This window comes from Rubrilithobacter danxiaensis (genome assembly GCF_047272945.1).
In the GTDB taxonomy this organism is placed as follows: Bacteria; Bacteroidota; Bacteroidia; order Sphingobacteriales; family Sphingobacteriaceae; genus Rubrolithibacter; species Rubrolithibacter danxiaensis.
In genome coordinates this window covers 1-14,064 of the sequence record NZ_JBKOPS010000004.1, presented here as the reverse complement: position 1 = coordinate 14,064, position 14,064 = coordinate 1, and the positions used below count along the sequence as shown (strand labels likewise).

The 14,064-nt window shown below is 41.2% G+C and carries 12 protein-coding genes and 1 riboswitch; of the genes, 8 read left to right on the top strand and 4 right to left on the bottom strand.

Going from position 1 to position 14,064, the window contains the following annotated elements; genetic code table 11:
* Nucleotides 1-2: 2 nt before the first annotated feature.
* Genes ACLCDL_RS05925 through ACLCDL_RS05915 form a run of 3 tightly spaced genes read right to left on the bottom strand, consistent with a single transcriptional unit; the run spans nucleotide 3 to nucleotide 4,305 of the window.
* Nucleotides 3-2,396 (bottom strand): heavy metal translocating P-type ATPase, encoded by a 2,394-nt coding sequence (locus ACLCDL_RS05925; protein WP_423147358.1) that lies wholly within the window; start codon nucleotides 2,394-2,396, stop codon nucleotides 3-5.
* A 60-nt stretch (nucleotides 2,397-2,456) separates the two neighbouring features.
* Nucleotides 2,457-2,870, bottom strand: coding sequence for a Fur family transcriptional regulator (locus ACLCDL_RS05920; RefSeq protein ID WP_423147357.1), 414 nt, complete (start codon nucleotides 2,868-2,870; stop codon nucleotides 2,457-2,459).
* A gap of 28 nt (nucleotides 2,871-2,898) precedes the next feature.
* Nucleotides 2,899-4,305, bottom strand: a complete 1,407-nt coding sequence (locus tag ACLCDL_RS05915) for a voltage-gated chloride channel family protein (RefSeq protein ID WP_423147356.1) — start codon at nucleotides 4,303-4,305, stop codon at nucleotides 2,899-2,901.
* A 66-nt stretch (nucleotides 4,306-4,371) separates the two neighbouring features.
* Nucleotides 4,372-4,445: riboswitch (Fluoride riboswitch) on the bottom strand.
* Nucleotides 4,446-4,508: 63 nt separating this feature from the next.
* On the opposite strand from ACLCDL_RS05915, the gene ACLCDL_RS05910 reads away from it, so the two are divergent.
* Nucleotides 4,509-4,922, top strand: a complete 414-nt coding sequence (locus tag ACLCDL_RS05910; protein ID WP_423147355.1) for an EamA family transporter — start codon at nucleotides 4,509-4,511, stop codon at nucleotides 4,920-4,922.
* A 98-nt stretch (nucleotides 4,923-5,020) separates the two neighbouring features.
* Nucleotides 5,021-5,476 (top strand): DUF2147 domain-containing protein, encoded by a 456-nt coding sequence (locus ACLCDL_RS05905; RefSeq protein ID WP_423147354.1) that lies wholly within the window; start codon nucleotides 5,021-5,023, stop codon nucleotides 5,474-5,476.
* Nucleotides 5,477-5,541: 65 nt separating this feature from the next.
* On the opposite strand, the gene ACLCDL_RS05900 is transcribed toward ACLCDL_RS05905, so the two are convergent.
* Nucleotides 5,542-6,195 carry a phosphatase PAP2 family protein gene (locus ACLCDL_RS05900; protein WP_423147353.1) on the bottom strand — a complete coding sequence of 218 codons (654 nt, stop codon included), beginning with the start codon at nucleotides 6,193-6,195 and terminating at the stop codon, nucleotides 5,542-5,544.
* Nucleotides 6,196-6,358: 163 nt separating this feature from the next.
* Between ACLCDL_RS05900 and ACLCDL_RS05895 the strand changes: the two genes are divergently transcribed.
* The 6 genes from ACLCDL_RS05895 (at nucleotide 6,359) to ACLCDL_RS05870 (ending at nucleotide 13,825) form a co-directional block, all read left to right on the top strand.
* Nucleotides 6,359-6,520, top strand: coding sequence for a phosphatidate cytidylyltransferase (locus ACLCDL_RS05895; RefSeq protein WP_423147352.1), 162 nt, complete (start codon nucleotides 6,359-6,361; stop codon nucleotides 6,518-6,520).
* A gap of 61 nt (nucleotides 6,521-6,581) precedes the next feature.
* Nucleotides 6,582-7,223: a 3-keto-disaccharide hydrolase gene (locus ACLCDL_RS05890; protein WP_423147351.1), complete on the top strand. Its 642-nt coding sequence runs from the start codon at nucleotides 6,582-6,584 to the stop codon at nucleotides 7,221-7,223.
* 362 nt (nucleotides 7,224-7,585) lie between these two features.
* A complete protein-coding gene (locus tag ACLCDL_RS05885; RefSeq protein WP_423147350.1) occupies nucleotides 7,586-8,023 on the top strand; it encodes a MarR family winged helix-turn-helix transcriptional regulator in 438 nt (145 codons plus the stop codon).
* Nucleotides 8,024-8,032: 9 nt separating this feature from the next.
* Complete coding sequence (locus ACLCDL_RS05880) at nucleotides 8,033-9,208, top strand: efflux RND transporter periplasmic adaptor subunit (protein WP_423147349.1); 1,176 nt, start codon at nucleotides 8,033-8,035, stop codon at nucleotides 9,206-9,208.
* Between the two features lie 42 nt (nucleotides 9,209-9,250).
* Nucleotides 9,251-12,391, top strand: coding sequence for an efflux RND transporter permease subunit (locus ACLCDL_RS05875; protein WP_423147348.1), 3,141 nt, complete (start codon nucleotides 9,251-9,253; stop codon nucleotides 12,389-12,391).
* A gap of 42 nt (nucleotides 12,392-12,433) precedes the next feature.
* Nucleotides 12,434-13,825, top strand: a complete 1,392-nt coding sequence (locus ACLCDL_RS05870) for an efflux transporter outer membrane subunit (protein WP_423147347.1) — start codon at nucleotides 12,434-12,436, stop codon at nucleotides 13,823-13,825.
* Nucleotides 13,826-14,064: the final 239 nt, after the last annotated feature.

The following is a 14,064-nucleotide window of genomic DNA, read 5'->3' as shown; positions in this document are numbered from 1 at the left end:
CATCAGAATTTCATCCGTTGTATCCGTACAGCATTTAAAATAGCCAGCAAGGCCACCCCAACGTCGGCGAAAACAGCTTCCCACATAGTTGCAAGTCCTCCGGCACCTAAAACCATTACAATAATTTTAACTCCGAAAGCAAAAAGAATATTTTGCCAAACAACGCGGTAGGTTGCTTTTCCAATGTTTATAGCCTGTATTATTTTAGAAGGCTGGTCTGTTTGAATAATAACATCGGCAGTTTCAATCGCCGCATCGCTACCCAAGCCGCCCATTGCTACACCTATATCACTCAAAGCAAGCACCGGAGCATCGTTGATACCGTCGCCAACAAAGGCTACAACTCGTTTCACATCCTTTTTCACAGCTTCTACTTTTTCCACTTTATTCTCCGGGAGAAGATCGCCATAAGCACGATCTATACCTATCGTTCCTGCTACGCGGTCGACTACTGCCTGTTTATCGCCGGAAAGCATAATTGTTTGTATGTTTTTTTGATGTAATGACCTTATTGCCGTTTTGCTATCTTCTTTAATTTCATCCGAAATGGTTACGTACCCGGCCATTTTTTTATCAATTGCAACCAGCACAATCGTATCATTAATCTGCCGTATGTTTTCGTTTACTGTTATTCCCATTTCATCCATCAGCTTCAGGTTGCCGGCGAGTATTTCTTTATCCGCTATCCTTCCCTTTATTCCGTGTCCGCTAATCTCTTCGGCTATTTCTACTTTCAGCTGTTTTTCCCTGCCCGCACCATACTCAACAATTGCCTGAGCAACCGGATGGGTGGATCCTGATTCCAAAGCCGCTGCTAAAGGCAACCATTCCTCTTCAGGATATGCAAGGCTTATCACTTGCTGCACCTTAAAAACCCCCTTTGTAAGCGTGCCTGTTTTATCGAGAATAACTGTATTTACTTTAAGTATCAGATCCAGAAAGTTAGAGCCTTTAAACAAGATTCCGTTTCTGGATGCTGCACCGATTCCTCCAAAATATCCCAGGGGAATGGAAATTACAAGAGCGCAGGGGCAGGAAATTACCAGGAAGATCAGTGCCCGGTAAAGCCATTCCCTGAAGCTGTAATCGTCCGTAAAAAAATATGGCAGAACTACAATGCACAGAGCCAGCATTACTACTATTGGTGTATAAACCCGTGAAAACTTGCGGATAAACTGTTCGGTTTTTGCTTTGCGGGTGGTGGCTTCCTGAACCAGTGTAAGAATCCTGGCCAGCGAGCTGTCGTTAAACAGTTTTGTAACCTTTAGCTCTACTACCTTTCCCTGATTAATCATTCCGGCCAATGCCGTTTCGCCTTTGATTAAAGTCTGCGGTTTGCTTTCGCCGGTGAGGGCCGCGGTGTTAAATGTGCTTCCTTCACTCAGTATTTCACCGTCTAAGGGCACTTTCTCCCCTGCTTTAACCTGGATAGTTTCTCCTGTTTCAACCTTTTCCGGATTTACTTCTATAAAAGAGCCGTTCCTGAGAACCGCCGCCTTATCCGGACGAATATCTAACAAGGCCTTTATACTTCGTTTAGCCCTGTTTACAGCGGCATCCTGAAACAACTCCCCAATCGTATAAAATAACATCACCGCAACTCCTTCCGGATATTCGCCAATACAAAATGCGCCCACTGTTGCAATTGACATTAAAATAAATTCCGTAAAGACATCTCCTTTAACAGCATATTTTATTCCTCTCCAGGCTACCGGCCATCCTACAGGAAGATAGGCAAGTAAATACCATACGAGGCGAATCCAGCCATTAAAAAAGGAAGGCTTGATATAAGAATCGGCCAGTACTCCTGCTATAAGCATCAGGAAGCTTATTGCAACCGGAGCATATACTTTCCAGCCTGACCCTTCTTCCGCGTGATCGTGAGTATGTTCATGATGATCGTGGTTATGTTCACCCGTTTCATCGTGTTCATGTTTTGCCAAATGCCATATGGAATTTACTTTAAACCCTTTCTCTTCAATAAATCCAAAGATCTGGTCTTTTCCCGTTAGGGTTTGATCGTATTCAATCCGGGTATTGCCTGTTGCAGAAACGGATACTTCAGCGATACCGGGAAATCTTTTCAGTTTATTTTCGAGGACGTTTGCCTGATTTATCTCTAAAATACCGCCTACATCAATAAGTAAATGCTGAAATTGTGCAGATATTTCAGCGCCCTGTTTTTCAGCAATAAACCGTACCTGTTTTATGGAAATACGATCGGGATCATAATGAAAACAAAGCTGTGCCTTTGTCTGTGGGTTGGCCGGTATAACATGCACTTCCTCAATCCCTTTTTGTTCACCTACTTTTTCGATGATCCGTTTAACACACTGGTCCCGTTCATCAGGAACATCGGGCAGCAATATATCAAGGTCTATTTTAATTTTTTCCATATCGCTTATGATTATCCGTCAAAGTTAACGAGAGGTGTGTTGCAACACTATTGCATTCTTCTAAGCGCACTTTTCACAGATACCCTTGACCACCAGGTTCATCTCCTTCAGTTTAAACTTATCTGGTAATTTAATTTCAGGGATTTTAGAGTCGGGCAAACAGAATGTTTCTTTACAGGAAGCGCAATAAAAATGGACATGGACGTCATGATGTTCTGAAGTGCTGCAATCAGCATTGCATAAAGCGTATTTAGTTGCACCGGTTCCATCTTGAATACGGTGGACAAGTCCCTTTTCTTCAAAAGTTTTAATAGTGCGGTATAGGGTAATGCGATCAGAGTGCTCCATCTGTTTCTCAATATCAGCTAAACTCACCGCCGCTTCCTGTTTTAACAGGAAGTCAAAAACAAGCAGTCGCATAGCTGTTGGATTAATTCCTTTTTCAGTTAACAGGGGTTCCAGATCTTTAATCATACCTTTCTATTAAAGAGGAATAACAATTTTACCGGTTATTTGATTTCTTGCTGCCAAAGAGCAACTTGAATTTCATCAGTTTCTTCCTGAAAATCCTTCTTCTTCTGCTGCCTGCTTCAGCCAGTGACCCCTCACCGGAAAAATAGGCATTCAGGATTTTAGGTACGGCTATTTTATGAGACGAATATATTCCCGAATGGCCGCTGAATAAATAGGCCGTGAAGCAAGATACTGCAAAAAATAAGGCGTGTTCACCTCCAAAAAGTTCAATCCCCATGATGGTACACGCCAGAGGAGTATTGGTGGCTCCGGCAAAAACAGCTATGAAACCTAAAGCGGCAAACAGGCTTACCGGAGCATTTAATAATCCAGATAGCGTATTTCCAAGTGTTGCACCGATATAAAACAAAGGAGTTACCTCGCCCCCTTTAAAGCCGGTGCTAAGTGTTATTGTGGTATAAATTGTTTTCCAGAACCAGCTCCAGGTATGAGCGCCTCCGGCTTGAAAAGCAGAAGGTATGGTTACTGCGCCCGGATATTCTGCGTCAATTCCCAGGCTCAGATAATCTGGTTTACCAAGCAAAAAAGTTAGCCCGATAATAAGTAAACCTCCACAAACGGGAATTAGCCATTTCTTCTTAAACAGGTTTAAAAACAGGTTTTTGAGCAGGTGTGCCAGTTCTGCAAATAAATAACTTGCGAGTCCGAAAGCGATGGAAGCGAAAATAATTTTTACCAGCAGGAAAATATCCAGGGAAAAATACGGCGAAAATAAATGAGAAGTAAGCGGAAGAACATCAATATGATAGGCTGTATGGTGTATGCCCCAGGCCGAGACGGTCAGATCGCCAATTATGCTGGCAATGAGACAAGGAAATAATGCCTGATACTTTATCTGGCCAATAGTAAGCACTTCCATAGCGAAAATTGCTCCGGTTAAAGGAGTTCCAAAAACAGCACCAAAGCCGGCAGCTACACCTGCGGTTAAAATCAGCCGGGTATCTGACTGGTTTAATTTATACCAGCTTCCAAACATCCCGGCAATACTTCCGCCAATTTGTACGGCAGTTCCTTCGCGGCCGGCCGAACCACCAAAAAGATGGGTAATAACCGTTGTAAATAACACAATTGGTCCCATTCTTTTCGGAATACCGGCACCCGGCTCATGGATTTCTTCTACAATCAGGTTATTTCCTTTTTCTGAGGATTTGCCTATCGCCTTATAAATAAAATGAATACCTATCCCGGCAAGCGGCAATAAATATAACAACCAGGTATGTTGAAAGCGATAATAAATTGCCTGGTGCAGCAGCCAGAGAAACAAGGCAATCATGCTTCCTATGACAACGGCCGCCGGCACTACCAGGTATGTCCACCGGGTCAGGTATTTCAAAATAGAAATATGTTCTGAAGATATTTTACTTCTGTCAGTCATTTTAATCAAAAGAAATAGATTAGTTTTTTCACCTACAAAATAAATTACATCAAAGCATCTGCGTTGATTTTTGCAGGCGTCATCAGTCACGAAGATATCATGACGGTTTTTAAAAGGAAGACACCATTTCCCGGCATTGCGAATATAAACTTTTATACACTCGAAAAAAAGAATAAAATATCTTTGTTAAAAAGCATCTCATCATGTGGGGGATATTTGCACTTCTATCAGCCCTGTTTGCGGCATTAACTGCTATTTTTGCCAAAGTTGGAATTAAATGTATCGATTCTGACCTTGCCACAGCAATTCGTACCGTTGTTATCCTGATCATAGCATGGGGAATTGTTTTTACAAAAGGAGCTGCAACCGGAATATATACTCTTTCAAAACAGAACCTCTTTTTCCTGTTACTATCCGGTTGCGCCACAGGCCTATCCTGGATCTTCTATTTTAAGGCTCTGCAAATTGGAGAAGTATCAAAGGTGGCTCCTGTTGATAAATCAAGCGTAGCTCTGGCAATTATTTTATCTGTCATTTTTCTTGGAGAACCTGTAACGCTTAAAACCGCTATTGGTGCAGGTTTAATCATAGTTGGAACTATTGTCCTGATTTTGTAGTTAACCCTACTCCTTTGCTCCTAAGCATCCCTTAAAAAGCATTTAAAACATTATCGCTCAAAAATCATTGATATAATTCCTGTTACTATTTTAAATCAATGATAATCAGAGCCATCGTTATAAGCGTTTTAACCTGTATTTGTACGTCGTCTTTAGCCCAGACCAAAATTGCAGCCGACGCTATTCTGGGTAAATGGGAGTCATCTAAAAAAAATGTTATTGTTGAAGTTTATAAAGAAAGTAACGAATACAAAGCCCGCATTTTATGGTTTGACGATACCGACGACCTGTCAAGGCCAAAAGAAACACGACGGGATATTTATAACCCGGATCCGGCACTGAGGAACAGAAAGATCTTAGGATTAACTGTACTGCATGATTTAACTTATAATAAAAAAAGCGGGAAATGGGAAAACGGAATAATTTACGATACGCGAACCGGTAAAGAGTGGAATGCCTCAGCTTCACTTGTAAGGAAAGGATTACTTAAGGTTAGAGGTTACTGGCACTTTGAATTTATTGGCCGGAGCATGACTTTCAACAGGGTAAAATGATAGGACTACGTTGTTGATTGTTAAATGGTGATGTGTTAAATTGGCAAGAATGTAAATGGTTAACGTTAACTGGTTTTCTTTGTTTTAAAATAGAAAGAACCCAAAATCGTCAGCAGTATAAAACCTACCAGGAAGCCGGCAGTTACATCGGTAAACCAGTGTGCACCCAGATATACTCTCGACAGCGGTACAGTTACAATTAAAAACAGCGATAGTCCGGCAACTAAAATTCGCACCCATTTCTTCAGCTTATTTTTGCTGTACATCAACAAGGTAACAAAACCGAAAAAAACAACATAAAAAACAACGTGTCCGCTGGGGAAACTCTGATGATTCGCTTTTTCTATAATCTGCACTACGTCTTCGGTGGGCCGGGGACGGTTTACCAGCACTTTTATGGTTTGATTTACAGCTCCCGATAAAAGCGTTAATACAATAAAAAGGCTTTCCCGTTTATATTTAAGAAGAAAAAATACCAGCGCAGTTAACAAAACCGTTATTAACGATACCGGCATATATCCGAACCAGCTAATGCCTTTCATTAATATATCAAGAGCAGGGTTTCGCTGCTCCTGTACCTCTTCGGTAAATTCCAAATCAAAAAAAGCGGTTGGATAAATTATAATAAAGGTAGTAAGCAGTGCAAACAGGAGCAATGCAAGGGCCATTAGCCATCGAATGACCTTCCTGGTTTTCAGCCTGTCGTTAAAGTTAAACATGTTCTTTTAAGTTGATCAAATATTTTCGAGACAAGATATTTGAACTATAAGAGCCAAAGTTGTGAAAGAGTTTGGAAATTAAAGCTGGTATTTCTCCTACTAACTGCCTTTAAAACTTTTTCAGCAGCTGAAATGTAGTATATAAACATCTAAACAAAAACTTATGAAACCAGTACACTTTAATTTTTTATTCTTCGGTTTAATCATGCTTTTATCAAGCTGTGAGGTAATAGGCGATATTTTTAAAGCAGGAGTTTGGGTTGGGGTTATAATTGTGGTGGTAGTAATTGCATTAATTATCTGGCTTATCAGGAAAATATTATAATTTTATTTTAAACTTAATTGTCAGCCGGATAACTACTCCGGTTTGACTTTGATATATCCGTATGAAAATAAGAGTTATAGTATTCCTTGCGTTTGTTATTTCCTTCACGTCCTGCTCCAGTGTTAAAAACGGCAAGAGTTCTTCAGGCTGGATAAGCCTTTTTGACGGCAAATCCCTGAGCGGCTGGAAAGCGGCAGAAAATCCTGAAACTTTTAAGGTTGAAAATGGCACCATTGTAGTGCATGGGCCCAGGGCACATTTGTTCTACGAAGGGCCGGTAAACAACCACAACTTTAAAAATTTTGAATTCAAAGCCCAGGTAATGACAACGCCGGGTTCTAATTCCGGAATTTTCATTCATACACAGTACCAGGAAAACGGCTGGCCTGAAAAAGGATACGAAATCCAGGTAAATAATTCGCATACCGATTGGAGAAGAACAGGAAGCTTGTACGCGGTGCAAGACGTGAGAGAAGTGTATGTAAAAGATAATGAATGGTACACGGAATATATCAAGGTACAAGACAAGCACATTGTTATAAAAATAAATGATAAAACAGTGGTTGACTACACTGAACCGGACTCTATATCTCAAAATTCAGTCATACAAAAAAAATTATCTCATGGTACTTTTGCATTGCAAGGCCACGATCCTAACAGTAAAGTTTATTTTAAAGATATTTTTGTTAAACCGCTACCATAGAACGTATTGTTTAGTTTTTGCAACATTTAAATCCTGTATCCGAAACAGGATTATTCTGCCGGGGGACTCTGAACCAAGTAGGCCGATTATTTAACCAATAAACAGTTTTCGAAGGTACTATCTCAGCTTTAATAAGGCCTCTTAGGCCCATTATTACTTGCGTTCTATTTCCCCTTTTTATTTCAAACCCCTTTTCCCTCTTTCTATTTTAGAATGTGCTTTAGTCTCCGCTTATGCCATAAGCTGTTTTTGCGGCAATGCAGCACCTGTTAATTCTTCATGTTTGTTTTTTGTAAAAATCCTGCGATCTGTAATAACGGAAACAAGCATTTTCTACTTTTGTCGACTTTATCAACTATTGAATGGGCAACGAGTTAAAAGACTCAATGGGCTTTATTATCGGGCATACCCGGAGGGTGATTGTAAAAAAATTAAATGAAGCTTTAACCGGGAATAATATTCCCTTAACATACGAGCAGTTTATTTTTTTATTAATTCTTAATAATCAAACCGGCGAAATTACCCAGCAGGACATGGCAAATCTGACAGGAAAAGACAAATCTGCTATTTTAAGGACCATTGATATACTGGAAAGTAAAGGGCTGGTAGAGCGTAAGGGCATTACAGGCGACAGGAGAAAAAACACAATAATTATTACAAGAAAGTGTAATGCTTTTTTCGAAAAGCTATCTCAAATAGAAAAAAATACAATGACAAACCTTCGGGAAGGGGTAAGCGATGAAGATTATAAGGTGATGGTTAAAGTTATGTTACAAATACAAAATAACGCAAGCAAATAAAATACATTTATGAATAAGCTATCACAATCGGGGCTGGCACTACTTTTTATATCAGGTACTATTTTAAGTTCCTGCAGCAATAATAAAAAAGCCGGCGGCCCTAATGCCGGCGGAGACCCTAATGCAGTTAAAGATTATCAGGTTGTAACCATTGCTCCTCAACAGGCAGTTTTAAATACTGATTTTCCGGCCACAATCGAGGGGCAGCAAACGGTAGAAATCAGGCCAAGAGTAGATGGGAATATTGAGAAGATATATGTGGAAGAAGGAGCAGTAGTTAAAAAAGGTCAGTTGTTATTTCAGATTAACGGTGATCTTTTTGAACAACAGGTGCAATCAGCGGCGGCGAATGTAAAAATTGCTCAGGCTAATGTAAATGCCGCACAAATGCAGGTGAATAAAGTAAAGCCACTGGTAGAAAAAGATATCATCAGCCGGTTTGAACTTGAAAACGCAGAATATACCTTGCAATCGCAGCAAGCGGCCCTGGCTTCGGCAAAAGCAGCGCTAAGTAATGCCAAAACTAATTTATCCTATACCTATGTAAACAGTCCGGCTAACGGCGTAATAGGCAGAATACCGTATAAAGTTGGAGCGCTTGTAAGCAGCAATATTACCGAGCCGCTTACAACAGTAGCAAATGCAAGTACAGTTTACGCCTATTTTTCGATGAACGAAAAGCAATTGCTTGAGTTTAGCCGTACAACTCCGGGAGCCACCCTGCAGGCAAAGTTTGCTAAACTTCCTCCTGTTCAGCTTATTCTTTCTGATGGAACTGTATATCCTGAAACAGGAAAAATAGAAACTGCCAGCGGGTTGATCAATACTGAAACCGGATCTTCCAGCATCAAAGCCACATTTCCCAATTCTCTCGGAATCCTTCGTAGCGGAAGCACAGGAACCGTACGCATTCCGGTTAAAATAGATACAGCCTTACTTGTTCCGCAAAGTGCAACTTACGAAATACAGGGAAAACGCTTTGCATACAAGGTTGATGACACTGGTATCGTAAAATCAGTGCCGATCGAAGTAAACTCGTCTACCGCAGGGCAATCTTTTGTTGTACAAAAAGGAATAAAGCCGGGAGATAAAATTGTGGTTGAGGGTGTGGCCACTCTTCGCGATAGCGTTAAGATTAAACCTGTTTCGGCAAATCCTGACAGTGTTTATAAAAATATAGATTAAAAAATCTGCGCAGGCAGCAATTTGTCCTTTTAAATAAGACTTATGTTTAAGAAATTTATAGAGAGGCCCGTTCTTTCTACCGTTATATCCATCATTATCGTTATTCTCGGAATTTTAGGATTAACAACTCTTCCTATTTCACAATATCCGGATATTGCGCCTCCTACCATCCAGGTTACTGCTTCGTACCAGGGAGCAAACGCCGACGTGGTTTTAAACAGTGTAATTGTTCCTCTTGAAGAACAGATAAATGGTGTGGAGGACATGACCTACATGACTTCTTCTGCCGGAAATGACGGTACAGCAAATATTACCGTTAACTTTAAATTAGGAACAAACCCGGATTTAGCAGCTGTAAACGTACAGAACCGGGTAGCAAGAGCAACGAGCCTTTTGCCCCAGGAAGTTACAAGGGCGGGTGTAACCGTTACCAAACGCCAGAGCAGTAACCTGGTAATTTTTGGTTTGTATAGCGATGATCCTGCCTACGATCAAACCTTTCTTCAGAATTATGCCAGTATCAATTTAATTCCCCAGATAAAACGTATTCCCGGAGTGGGGGATGCAAGTGTATTTGGTACCATGGAATATGCCATGCGTATATGGCTTAAACCGGATGTGATGGCATCCTATAAACTGGTTCCTAGTGATATCAGTGCTGCACTGGCTGAACAGAACATCGAAGCTGCTCCGGGGCAGTTTGGAGAACAGGGCGAACAATCTTTTCAGTATGTAATTAAGTATAAAGGCCGTTTAAAAAATGCCGATGAATTTGGGAATATGGTTATCCGTTCAGACGGTAATGGACAAATTCTACGGTTAAAAGATATCGCCCGGATTGAACTCGGTGCAATGAGCTATTCGAGTACTACCAAAACGGATGGGAAACAATCAACTGCTGTTGCTATTGCTCAAACTGCAGGATCAAATGCAAAAGACGTTATTGAAGGAAGTTTAAAGGTTTTAGAAGAATCATCGAAATCATTTCCAAAAGGAATCCATTATGTAAACCTCGTAAATGTAAACGACTTCCTGGATGCATCCATCGAAAAGGTGCTCCATACCCTGATAGAAGCATTTATTTTGGTGTTTATTGTTGTGTTTATATTTCTGCAGGATTTCCGCTCAACGCTTATACCTGCTATTGCTGTTCCGGTGGCTATCATAGGAACCTTCTTTTTCCTCGATCTGTTCGGCTTTACCATTAACCTGCTTACACTGTTTGCACTTGTATTAGCAATTGGTATTGTGGTGGATGATGCAATTGTGGTGGTAGAAGCGGTCCATGCCAAATTGGATCATGGTTATCAGTCCTCGCGAAAAGCAACAATTGATGCCATGAACGAAATTTCCGGGGCTATTATTTCTATCACGCTGGTTATGGCTGCAGTATTCATACCGGTTAGTTTTATTACGGGGTCGGCGGGTGTATTTTATAAGCAATTTGGTTTAACGCTTGCTATCTCCATTATACTTTCGGCGGTAAATGCGCTTACACTTAGCCCCGCTTTGTGTGCGATATTCCTGAAACCTCACGAAGAAGAGCGGCATAAAGGATTTCTGCAGCGGTTTTATGCCGGATTTAATGCAGCCTTTGAAGCTACAACCGATAAATATCGTAAGTCGGTTTCATTCCTTGCAACGAAGAAATGGATCGCACTGGCAGGTATCGCTTTATTTGCAGGAATTTTTTACCTGCTGATGAAAACTACTCCTTCGGCATTTGTGCCTGCCGAAGACATGGGGGTTGTTATGTCTGATATTAGCTTACCTCCGGGTGCTTCACAGGAACGAACAGCAGAAGTAACCCGCGAAATTGCAAAAATTGCAGATTCAATTCCCGAAGTTGCAAATATCCTGCGAATAACAGGACGCGGGATAATAAGTGGTGCAGGAAGTAATTACGGAATGGTAATTATGAGATTAAAGCCATGGGCAGAACGTAGCGGGAAAGGGCAGAATGTGGAAGCAATCATTGGAAAGATGTTTGCAAAAACGGCTAATCTTCGCGATGCAAGAGTTATATTCTTTGCACCTCCAACAATCCAGGGCTTTAGTGCCTCCGGCGGATTTGAATTTCAATTGCAGGACAGAAGTGGCGGTGATATCAATAAATTTTTCAAGATTAATACCGATTTTCTTAATGCTTTAAGCCAGCGCCCGGAGATCTTATATGCCAGAACCTCATTCAATCCTAACTTCCCGCAATATCAGATAGATGTAAACGTAGCAAAAGTAAAAGAGGCGGGACTTAGTGTTAACGATGTGTTAAACACCATGCAAGGCTATTACGGAGGGGTTTATGCATCAAACTTTAATCAGTTTGGTAAGCAATACCGCGTAATGTACCAGGCAGAGCCTGAGTTTCGTGCTAACCCCGAAGGACTCACTAATATTTACGTAAGAAATGCAAAAGGTACAATGGCGCCTATCAGTGAGTTTATGACACTGAATAAGGTTTACGGACCGCAGGCTATTTCCAGGTTTAACCTGTTTACTTCTATCGCTATTACCGGTTCTCCGAAACCCGGTTACAGCTCAGGTGATGCTATACGGGCGGTTCAGGAAGTAGCGGCGCAAACTTTACCTGCCGGTTACGGATATGAATTTTCCGGTATTACACGGGAGGAACTTTCTGCCGGGGGACAAACAGTATTTATTTTCCTTCTGGTGATCATCTTCGTGTATTTCCTGCTAAGTGCCCAGTACGAAAGTTATATTCTCCCGTTCTCAGTGTTGTTATCATTACCTGTCGGACTTGCCGGAGCATTCATATTTGCTTCCCTTTTCGGTATTACAAACAACATATACCTGCAGATAACGCTTATCATGCTGGTGGGGCTGCTTGCTAAAAATGCAATTCTTATTGTCGAGTTTGCATTAGGCCGAAGGAAGCATGGAATGCCGATTGTAGAAGCGGCTATTGAAGGGGCACGGGCACGTTTACGCCCCATCCTGATGACTTCCTTCGCATTCATTTTCGGACTGGTTCCACTGATGCTTTCTACCGGTGCCGGAGCCGCCGGTAACCGTTCTATTGGAACAGGAGCCGTTGGAGGTATGCTGATAGGGACCTTGTTCGGTGTATTTGTAATTCCGGTACTGTTCATAATTTTCCAGACTATTCAGGAAAAGATAAGCGGTCCCGCACATCCGATTGAACACGGACACGGAGAATTATAAAATACTGAATTATAGGTTTAGAATAGCTTAAAAAGAATTACAATGAATAACAGATATATAAAGCATTTACTTATTGCCGGGGTTATCGTGCTAAGTTTTGCTTCCTGTAAAGTAACACAGAAATATAAATCAGCAGGTTTATCAACCGATGGTTTGTATCGGGATATTAACTCTTCAGATACAAGCACGATGGCTGACATTCCACTGAAAGAGTTTTTTACTGATCCTGAACTTCTGAAATTGCTGGATGAAGGAATAAGCCAGAACCTGGACCTCAAGATTGCTATTACACGTATTCAACAATCGGAAGCGTATTTACGACAAAGCAAGGCGGCACTCTTTCCTAGCCTGAATGCCAATGCAAGTGCTACTGTTTCTAAACTTTCTGACGGACAGGGTGGAAGATTGATTAATAATACACGCGTTTACCAACTAGGATTAACTTCAAGCTGGGAAGCTGATATCTGGGGAAAACTCAGCAGTTCAAAAAGGGCAAACCTGGCTGCTTTATTAGAAAGCCGTGCTTATGCTCGTGCTGTACAAACCCGACTGGTAGCAAACATCGCAAATACCTATTATCAGCTTTTAGCTCTTGATCAGCAGCTGGCAATTACACAGCAATCTGTTCAAAACTGGATTTCAACTGTTGAAACGATGAAAGCGTTAAAGGAAGGTGCTATTGTGACTGGTGCAGCCGTTGTACAAACAGAGGCGAGCCGATATGCTGCGGAAGTAACTATTCCGGATATTAAACAAAACATCCGGGAAACAGAAAACGCGTTGAGCATCTTACTGGGAAGAAATCCCGGCCCTGTTGTCCGTAGTTCGTTAGAACAGCAAAAACAGATTACTGCTGTGAGTCCCGGAATTCCTGCTCAGTTACTCAGCAACCGCCCCGATGTGCAGCAAGCAGAATTGAACTTCCGATATTATTTTGAATCAACAAACGTAGCACGAAGCTATTTTTATCCTGCCCTTACTATTACTGCTTCCGGAGGATTGTCCAATACTACTTTACAGGATTTTTTCAGTGCGGGTTCTGTATTTGGAAATCTTGTTGGTGGGCTTACACAGCCTATATTTAATCAACGGGCAAACCGTACGAGGTATGAGGTTGCAAAAGCTGCACAACAGGAAGCGTTGCTTAGCTTTAAGAGTACTTTATTGACAGCGGGCCAGGAAGTTTCAGATGCATTATCATCGTATCAAACTGCAATCGACAAACAATCTTCCCGGTCAAGCCAGATAAGTGCATTGGAAAAATCTGTAGCATATTCCCAGGACTTACTGAAATCAGGTTTTGCGAATTATACAGAGGTTTTAAATGCGCAGCAAAGCTTATTGTCTGCACAACTGAATCGGGTAAATGATCAGTTACAGGAGTTTCAATCTACTGTAGAACTTTACAGAGCCTTAGGAGGCGGATGGAGATAAGTTATAGTAATAGGAATTCTAAAAAGTAATAAGGAATAATCAAAAGGCAGCAATTAATACAGTGCCCCCAAAAAGTTAGACACTTTCTGGGGGCATTTTTATGATAAAGAAAAAGAAGCACAGTTTTGAATTTAAGCTGTACTGTGTAAAGGCAATGTCGGAACAATACCGTTCTGCAAAATCGTTGTCTAAGGAATACGGAATTACCCATTCCCTGTTTGAAGATTGGTTTAGGGTAT

Coding starts and splice junctions, on each gene's coding strand:
- ACLCDL_RS05925 (WP_423147358.1), bottom strand. CDS start 2,396: ATGGAAAAAATTAAAATAGACCTTGATATATTGCTGCCCGATGTTCCT.
- ACLCDL_RS05920 (WP_423147357.1), bottom strand. CDS start 2,870: ATGATTAAAGATCTGGAACCCCTGTTAACTGAAAAAGGAATTAATCCA.
- ACLCDL_RS05915 (WP_423147356.1), bottom strand. CDS start 4,305: ATGACTGACAGAAGTAAAATATCTTCAGAACATATTTCTATTTTGAAA.
- ACLCDL_RS05910 (WP_423147355.1), top strand. CDS start 4,509: ATGTGGGGGATATTTGCACTTCTATCAGCCCTGTTTGCGGCATTAACT.
- ACLCDL_RS05905 (WP_423147354.1), top strand. CDS start 5,021: ATGATAATCAGAGCCATCGTTATAAGCGTTTTAACCTGTATTTGTACG.
- ACLCDL_RS05900 (WP_423147353.1), bottom strand. CDS start 6,195: ATGTTTAACTTTAACGACAGGCTGAAAACCAGGAAGGTCATTCGATGG.
- ACLCDL_RS05895 (WP_423147352.1), top strand. CDS start 6,359: ATGAAACCAGTACACTTTAATTTTTTATTCTTCGGTTTAATCATGCTT.
- ACLCDL_RS05890 (WP_423147351.1), top strand. CDS start 6,582: ATGAAAATAAGAGTTATAGTATTCCTTGCGTTTGTTATTTCCTTCACG.
- ACLCDL_RS05885 (WP_423147350.1), top strand. CDS start 7,586: ATGGGCAACGAGTTAAAAGACTCAATGGGCTTTATTATCGGGCATACC.
- ACLCDL_RS05880 (WP_423147349.1), top strand. CDS start 8,033: ATGAATAAGCTATCACAATCGGGGCTGGCACTACTTTTTATATCAGGT.
- ACLCDL_RS05875 (WP_423147348.1), top strand. CDS start 9,251: ATGTTTAAGAAATTTATAGAGAGGCCCGTTCTTTCTACCGTTATATCC.
- ACLCDL_RS05870 (WP_423147347.1), top strand. CDS start 12,434: ATGAATAACAGATATATAAAGCATTTACTTATTGCCGGGGTTATCGTG.